The organism is Burkholderia sp. 3C, assembly GCF_054589155.1.
Window position 1 is genome coordinate 311,601 of the sequence record NZ_BAAILN010000092.1, and the last position, 640, is coordinate 312,240.

Here is a 640-nt window from a genome sequence, read left to right on the forward strand (position 1 = left end):
TTCGCGCCGAGCGGCAAGCCGCCGGCGATGCCCTCGCCGGCCCACTACGGCGCCGAGCCGCTGCCGGTGCAAACCGTCGCCGCGCAGGGCGTGGCCCAGCGCTTCGAGGTGGGCGCGCAGCCGGTGCCCGAGTGGTGGAAGCACTATCGCTCGCCGCAGCTCGACGCGCTGGTCGACGAAGGGCTGCGCGCCAGCCCGACGCTGGCGGCCTCCACGCATGCGCTGCAAGCCGCACGCGAGCAGTTGCGCGCGCAGATCGGCAGCTCGCTGCTGCCGTCGATCGATCTCGGCGGCCAGACTGCGCGCCAGCGCGGCCTCGGCGTGCCGAACCTCGGACCGCCCACCGCGCTCTACAACCTGTTCGAAGGTCAGTTGCAGGCCAGCTACACGATCGACCTGTTCGGCGCGTCGCGCTTCGCGAACCGCGAATTGCAGAAGCGCGTGGACGTGACCGCGTTCCAGCTCGATTCGGCGCGACGTGCGCTGGCGGCCAACATCGTCACGGCCACCATCACGTCGGCCGCGCTGGCCGAGCAGGTGCAGGCCACCGAACGACTCGTGGCGCTGGCCCGCGCGCAGGCCGACGACGCCGTGCGGCGCAACCGGCTCGGTTCGGCCTCGCGCGCCGACATGCTGAACG

1 protein-coding gene is annotated in these 640 nt (G+C 72.7%); it reads left to right on the forward strand.

What is annotated here, in order from left to right:
* On the forward strand, nt 1-640 hold a 640-nt coding region (locus tag ACYP33_RS17690), incomplete at both ends, for a TolC family protein (protein ID WP_459623026.1).